Source organism: Angustibacter aerolatus, assembly GCF_054776675.1.
Genome location: NZ_BAAHBM010000131.1, coordinates 1 through 6,582, shown reverse-complemented (window position 1 = coordinate 6,582; position 6,582 = coordinate 1). Strand labels below are relative to the sequence as shown.

Here is a 6,582-nt window from a genome sequence, read left to right as displayed (position 1 = left end):
GGCCGGCAGCGCGCTCGCCACCGCGGCGAGCTGCCGGGCGTCACCCGGCGCCGACCACCCGCGCTGCACCACCGCGAACCGGCCACCGGGCAGCCAGAGCGCCGCGAGCTGGGCGTCGAGCGCCCGGACGGCGGTGCCGACCACGTGCTGCAGCGCCTCGGCGACGGACGTCGCGGCCGTGGCGCCGAGCCCGACCAGGTCGAGACGGGCCGGGTCGTGCTCGGCCGGGTCGAGGTCGCCCCCGGGGCGCTGCACGGGGGCGAGGTCGGTGCGCTCGAGCACGTCCTGCCCCCCGCCGTCCGGTGCGGGCCTGCGCCCGCGTCTGCCACCACTGTCCGAGACCGAGCACGTGGCCGACGTGACGTCGGGTCGACGTCACCCGGCTGCCTCACCCGTTCGGTGCACCGACCGGCTGCCGCGGCGCTGACGCAGCGTGACGCGTGCGGGCCCGCAGCAGCCCCCGCGCCGGCACCTCGACGGCGCGGCGCAGCAGCAGCGCGACCGCCCCCAGCACCAGCGCGTCGAGCACCAGCACCAGCGCGCCCGCGGCGCTGCCCCGGCCGTCGGCCAGCGGGTGCACGACCGAGCGCAGCAGCGGCTGCACCAGCACGTGGGTCATGTAGAGGCAGTACGACGCCTCGCCCCACAGCACCGACCAGCGGGTCGAGAGCACCGCCGCGAGCGGCCCGGTGCCGGCGGCCAGCAGCAGCACCAGCAGCGCGAAGGCCGGTGCCAGCCAGTACCCGCCGCCGTGCGAGCGCGGCACGAGCAGCACGACGAGCACCAGTGCGACCGCCACCGGCAGCGCCGCCCGGCCGATGCCGCGCGGCGCCTGCTGGTGCACCCGCACGAGCAGCACGCCGGCCACGAACTCGACCACCACCCGCAGCAGCCCGGCGTGCGGCACGTTGCCGTTGGGCAGCGCGAACAGCGCGAAGACCAGCAGCATCACCGCGTACAGCCCGGCCGCGCCGGCCAGCGCCGTGCCGGCCCGGCGCACGCGGGCGAACCCGAGCAGCAGCAGCGGGCAGAGCAGGTAGACCAGCCACTCGGCGCTGATCGACCAGGCCGGGGCGTTGAAGCTCGGCCGGTCGCTGAACCACAGGTGCGTCATGGTGAGGTTCTCGACGTACGCCGCCGGGGTGCGCCGGTGCCCGTCCGCCGAGACGCCGAGCGCCCCGACCGCCGCGGCGTAGAGCAGGTCGGCGTGCAGCGTCACCACCTGCACCGGCCACACTCTGGCCACCCGGTTCTGCACGAAGTCGCGGGCCTCGCGCGGGCGCCAGCGGTCGAGCCGGTGGCCGTAGTTGTAGGCCAGCACGAAGCCGGACAGCACGAAGAACACGTCCACGCCGAGGTAGCCCGACGCCAGCAGCGGGTCGAGGTGACGCGCCGGCGGCACCAGCCGCTCGACGTCCGCCCGGTAGTGGAACAGCACCACCCAGACCGCCGCCACGGCACGCAACCCGGTCAGCGCCGCGATGGACGGCGGTCGGCCGGCCGGCTCGGCGGTGGTGTGGCGCATCACCTCCAGGGTGGCAGGCCGCCCCCGCACCCGCCCGCCGTAGACTCCCCGGGCCGGGCGGCTCGCCCGGGCGCGCGCAGCCCACCACCCCACGGAGCCCCGCCCCCATGAGCGAGATCGTCGTCTTCAGCGGCAGCGCGCACACCGAGCTGGCCGCCGAGATCTGCGCCGAGATCGGCGTCGAGCTGGCCCCCACGACGCTGCAGCGCTTCAGCAACGACTGCATGCAGGTGCAGCTGCGGGCCAACTGCCGCCAGCGCGACGTGTTCATCGTGCAGCCGCTCGTGCCGCCGGTGCAGGAGCACCTGATGGAGCTGCTGCTCATGCTCGACGCCGCCCGGGGCGCCTCGGCGGCGAGCATCACCGCCGTCATCCCGCACTACGCCTACGCGCGCAGCGACAAGAAGGACGCGCCGCGCATCTCGATCGGCGGCCGGCTGGTGGCCGACCTCATCGCCACGGCGGGCGCCGACCGCGTGGTGACGATGGCGCTGCACGCCCCGCAGGTGCACGGGTTCTTCTCGGTGCCGGTCGACCACCTGTCGGCGATCGGCGACCTGGCGATGCACTACCGCGGTCGCGACCTGTCGAACACCGTCGTGGTCTCCCCCGACCTCGGCAACGCCAAGGCGGCCACCGCGTTCGCCCGGCTGCTCGACGTGCCGGTCGCCGCCGGCTCGAAGCAGCGGCTGGCCGACGACCGCGTGGTCATCGACATGATCGTCGGCGACGTCGACGGCAAGGACGTCATCGTGCTCGACGACGAGATCGCCACCGGCGGCTCGGTCGTCGAGCTGCTCGAGGCGCTGCGCTCCCGGCACGTGCGCACCGTCTCGCTGGCGTGCACCCACGGCCTGTTCACCGGCCCGGCCATCGAGCGGCTCTCGGCCCGCGACGACGTCACCGAGGTGGTCACCACCAACACCGTGCCGCAGGCCGGGCACTACGGGCTGCCGCACCTCGAGGTCCGCTCGGTCGCGCCGGTCTTCGCCGAGGCGATCAGCCGCATCCACCTCGGCGAGTCGGTGTCGAGCCTGTTCTCCGACGTCCCCACCCACGGCTAGGGCGGGCAGACCCTAGCTCTCGCAGGGACTCGCGCCCGCGGGGCCGGCGCTGTCGCCCGCCCAGGCCGGCAGCGGGCGCGGGTCGGGGCTCGGCGCCCAGCGACCCTCGGTGCGGGCGTAGGTCCACGAGGGGCCGTGCGCGACCAGCTCGGCGACGGCGGCCACCAGCCGGTCGACGTCCTCGGTGCGCGAGCCGACGCCGACGCTGGCCCGCACCGCCCCGGCGTCGAGCCCGAGGTGGGCGAGCAGCGGGTGCGCGCAGAACCGGCCGTCGCGGACGCCGATGCCGTGCTCGGCCGACAGGTACGCGGCGACCAGCCCCGCGTCGACCCCGTCGACCGTGAAGGTGACGACGCCGATCGAGGGGGCGTCGTCGGCGAAGACCCGGTGCACCTCGACGCCGTCGAGCGCGGTCAGCCCGTGCACCAGCCGCTCGCGCAGCGCCGCCTCGTGCACCTCGAGCGCCGCCTCGGGCAGCGCGCCCAGCGCCTCGCAAGCGGCGGCCAGCGCCACCGCGCCGAGCACGTTCGGGGTGCCGCCCTCGTGCCGCGCCGGGGCGCACGCCCACTGCGTCTGCTCGACGTCGACCTGCACGACGGCGCCGCCGCCGGCCAGGTGCGGTGTGCCGCGGTCGAGCCAGTCGCGCCGGCCGACCAGCGCGCCCGCGCCGTACGGCGCGTAGAGCTTGTGGCCGCTGAACGCCACGTAGTCGGCGCCGCTCTCGGTGAGGCTGATCCGGCGGTGCGGGGCGAGCTGGGCGGCGTCGACCACCACGCGGGCGCCGTGCCGGTGCGCGAGCCGCACCAGGCGGTCGACGGGCAGCTCCTCGCCGGTGACGTTCGACGCGCCGGTGACGGCGAGCAGCGCGGCCGGGCGCTCGGCCAGCACCCGCTCGAGCTCGGCGAGCGTGCCCTCCAGCGTCGGCTGCGTGGCGACGGCGCGGTGCGGTCGGGCCTGCCAGGGCAGCAGGTTCGCGTGGTGCTCGAGGTCGAGGAACACCACGTCGCCCCACGTCGGCAGACAGCCCGCGAGCAGGTTCAGCGCATCGGTGGTGTTGCGGGTCAGCACGACGACGTCGCCGGGCCGGGCGCCCACGAAGCCGCCGATCGTGCGGCGGCTCTGCTCGAGCGCCGACGTCGACACCTGCGAGGCCCAGCCGGCACCGCGGTGCACGCTCGCGTAGTACGGCAGCGCGGCGGTGACGCGCGCGGCCACCGACTCGAGGCACTGGGCGCTCGCGGCCTGGTCGAGGTTCACGTGCCGCACGGTCCGACCGTCGACGAGCGGCGCGGCCAGGTCGGCGCCGACCACCGGCAGCAGTGGCCCTGCCCCCGGCCAGTCGGACGCCGGGGCGCCGGGACGGGTAGCAGGACGGGCGACGGTGCGGGGTGTGGTCGGGCGGGCGATGGTCGACATGACGTCTCCACGACGGGTCAGGGACCCACGTGCCGCAGGTCCGCGCTTGCGCCGGCACCTCGCCGACGCCAGGTCCTCACCCGGGGCACCCCGCCGCGGAGGAGGGTTGCCGGCCAGCAAGCCGGGGCTGAACGCTGGCACTCGTGACCTACGTCAGAAGGTATCGGCAGCCCGCGCCGCCGGTCCACCCTTCGAGCCGCATCTTCTCGACCTGCGAGACGCCGGGCTAGCGCTCGAGCGTCGTCGGCCCCGTCGACGGGCCGTCCACGACCGGGCCGTCCGGCGTCCACCGGATCGGGTCGAGGCACATCCGGCGGGCCGTCTGCTCGACGTCCCACGCGTGGTAGACCATCACGTCGAGCCCGTCGGGCGTGGTGACCACGCTGTTGTGGCCGGGCCCGACGACGCCTGGCACGCTGCGCAGCAGCGGCTCCCGCGCGGTCTCGACCCAGGGCCCGTCGGGGCGGTCGGCCACAGCGTGCGCGACGCCGTACGTCGGCTCCTGCCACGACCCGCCGGAGTAGAAGAGGTGGTAGCGGCCGCCGCGGTGCACGACGAACGGCCCCTCCAGCGTGTGCCAGTCGTAGACCTTCCCGTACATCGAGCGCTGCCGCTGGTACAGCTGCCAGTCGCCGGTCGGCTCGAGCACCGCGGTCGTCGGGCCGGCGAGCCGGGTCATGCCGTCGAGCCTGGCGACGGCGAGCATGGTGCCGACCCGCTCGGTGTCGAGCACGTCGCGGGCGAAGAACAGCCACCAGTCGCCGTCGGCGTCGCGGAAGGGGTGCGGGTCGATGGCGAAGCGCTCCCCCTCGGTGAGCACGTGCCCGGTGTCGCGGTACGGGCCGACCGGGTCGTCGGCCACCGCGACCCGCACCTGGTGCCCGACGTCGCCGGTGCCGGCCGAGTAGTACATCCACCAGCGGCCCTCGGCGTGCGCGACCTCGGGCGCCCAGTAGTCGGTACCCAGCCCGGGCACCTGCTCCAGCGCCCCGCCGACGCTGCGCCAGTGCACGAGGTCGTCCGAGCGCAGCACCTCGAAGGCCCGCCCGTCGACCGTGCGCCCGGTGCCGAAGGCGACGTACCCGTCGTCGGTGCGGAGCACGAACGGGTCGGCGAGGTAGCCGTCGTGCACCGGGTTCGCGTAGCTGGTCGGCATGGTCTTGATGCTGCCACCGGCGGCCGCGGGCGCCCACCGAGCGGGCCCCGACAGGAGCGCCGACCGGGTGGTGCCCGGGCGTGCCCGCTTCGTGACCTGTCCGTGACCGAAGTCGGGTGCATGGACGGCGATCGGGTGGGTACGGGCGCAGCGCACGCGGACGACGACGTCCGCGGCACCGGGCGACGAAGGAGCCGCCATGAGGCGCAGCGCACGACCCGCAGCACGCCGGACGGCGCTGGCGGCCCTGCTCGCGACGGGCCTGGCCGTGCCCGCCGCGCAGGCCGCGACGCCCGCCGACCGGACGCAGCCGGCCACCTACCGCAACCCCGTCTCGCAGGGCTTCGCCGACACCTTCGCCGACCCCTCCCTGCTGCGCGGCAAGGACGGCTGGTGGTACGCCGTCGGCACCTCCGACCCGCTGCGCGAGGGCGAGGGCACGCCGCACCAGATCCCGATCGCCCGCTCGCGCGACCTCGTGAGCTGGACGCACGTCGGCGACGCCTTCACCGCGGCCACCCGTCCGGCCTGGGCCACCGCGGACGCCGGCCTCTGGGCGCCCGACCTGCGCTACGTCGACGGCGAGTACCGCATGTACTACGTGGTCACCGACACCACCGTCACCCCCGAGTCGGGTGACAACGCGATCGGCGTCGCGACCGCCCCGACCCCCGCGGGCCCGTGGACCGACAGCGGTGCACCGGTGGTCGCCCCGCGGCACGGCGCCGGCGGCTCGGGCGACTTCCTGTGGACGTTCGACCCGAACGTGGTGACCGACGCCGACGGCACCCAGTGGCTGATGTACGGCTCGTACTACGGCGGGATCTTCGTGGTGCGGCTGAGCGCCGACGGCCGCAGCACCGTCGGCACGGCGACGCGCATCGCGATCGACAACAAGTTCGAGGGCGCCTACGCCGTGCACCGCGGCGGGTACTGGTACCTGTTCGCCTCGACCGCCAACTGCTGCGCCGGCCCGACCACCGGGTACTCGGTGCAGGTCGGGCGCTCGCGCTCGGTGCAGGGGCCGTACGTCGACCGCGACGGCGTGCCGCTCGACACCTCGCGGGCCGGCGGCACGCCCACGCTGGTGCAGAACGGCAACCGCTGGATCGGCGCCGGGCACAACGCCGTCGTGACCGACCTGGGCGGGCAGGACTGGATCGCGTACCACGCGATCGACCGCGGCGACCCGTACCTCGACGGCACCGACGGCATCAACGAGCGGCCCATGCTGCTCGACCGGCTCGACTGGGTCGACGGCTGGCCGCAGGTGCGGGCCGGCCGCGGCCCCAGCGAGCGGCCGGTCACCGCGCCCCGCACCGGCGGCGCGACCCGGGTGCTGACCGACGGCACCGGGGGCACCGGCTGGCGGCTCGGCGGCGGGTGGACCCGCGGCAGCGACGAGCAGGCCGGCGCGCACC

General features: G+C 75.7%; 6 protein-coding genes and 1 riboswitch. Of the genes, 2 read left to right on the top strand and 4 right to left on the bottom strand.

The features are described 5' to 3' along the window. Both ACYVI6_RS17715 and ACYVI6_RS17710 read right to left on the bottom strand, forming a co-directional pair. Positions 1–282, bottom strand: a 282-nt coding sequence (locus tag ACYVI6_RS17715; protein WP_460447631.1) for a hypothetical protein, incomplete at its 3' end; no start/stop codon positions are given. A 106-nt stretch (positions 283–388) separates the two neighbouring features. Beyond that, a complete protein-coding gene (locus tag ACYVI6_RS17710; protein WP_284291052.1) occupies positions 389–1,525 on the bottom strand; it encodes an acyltransferase family protein in 1,137 nt (378 codons plus the stop codon). A gap of 107 nt (positions 1,526–1,632) precedes the next feature. On the opposite strand from ACYVI6_RS17710, the gene ACYVI6_RS17705 reads away from it, so the two are divergent. Then, positions 1,633–2,589 (top strand): ribose-phosphate diphosphokinase, encoded by a 957-nt coding sequence (locus ACYVI6_RS17705; RefSeq protein WP_460447630.1) that lies wholly within the window; start codon positions 1,633–1,635, stop codon positions 2,587–2,589. Between the two features lie 12 nt (positions 2,590–2,601). On the opposite strand, the gene ACYVI6_RS17700 is transcribed toward ACYVI6_RS17705, so the two are convergent. After that, the gene (locus ACYVI6_RS17700; RefSeq protein ID WP_460447629.1) at positions 2,602–4,005 is read right to left on the bottom strand and encodes an aminotransferase class V-fold PLP-dependent enzyme; all 1,404 of its coding nucleotides are present in this window, start codon (positions 4,003–4,005) and stop codon (positions 2,602–2,604) included. Positions 4,006–4,042: 37 nt separating this feature from the next. Continuing rightward, a riboswitch (SAM riboswitch) is annotated at positions 4,043–4,154 on the bottom strand. 77 nt (positions 4,155–4,231) lie between these two features. Next, positions 4,232–5,161: a glycoside hydrolase family 43 protein gene (locus ACYVI6_RS17695; protein WP_460447628.1), complete on the bottom strand. Its 930-nt coding sequence runs from the start codon at positions 5,159–5,161 to the stop codon at positions 4,232–4,234. 199 nt (positions 5,162–5,360) lie between these two features. Here ACYVI6_RS17695 and ACYVI6_RS17690 point away from each other — a divergent pair. Beyond that, the coding region (locus ACYVI6_RS17690; RefSeq protein WP_460447627.1) for a family 43 glycosylhydrolase at positions 5,361–6,582 on the top strand (1,222 nt) is incomplete at its 3' end.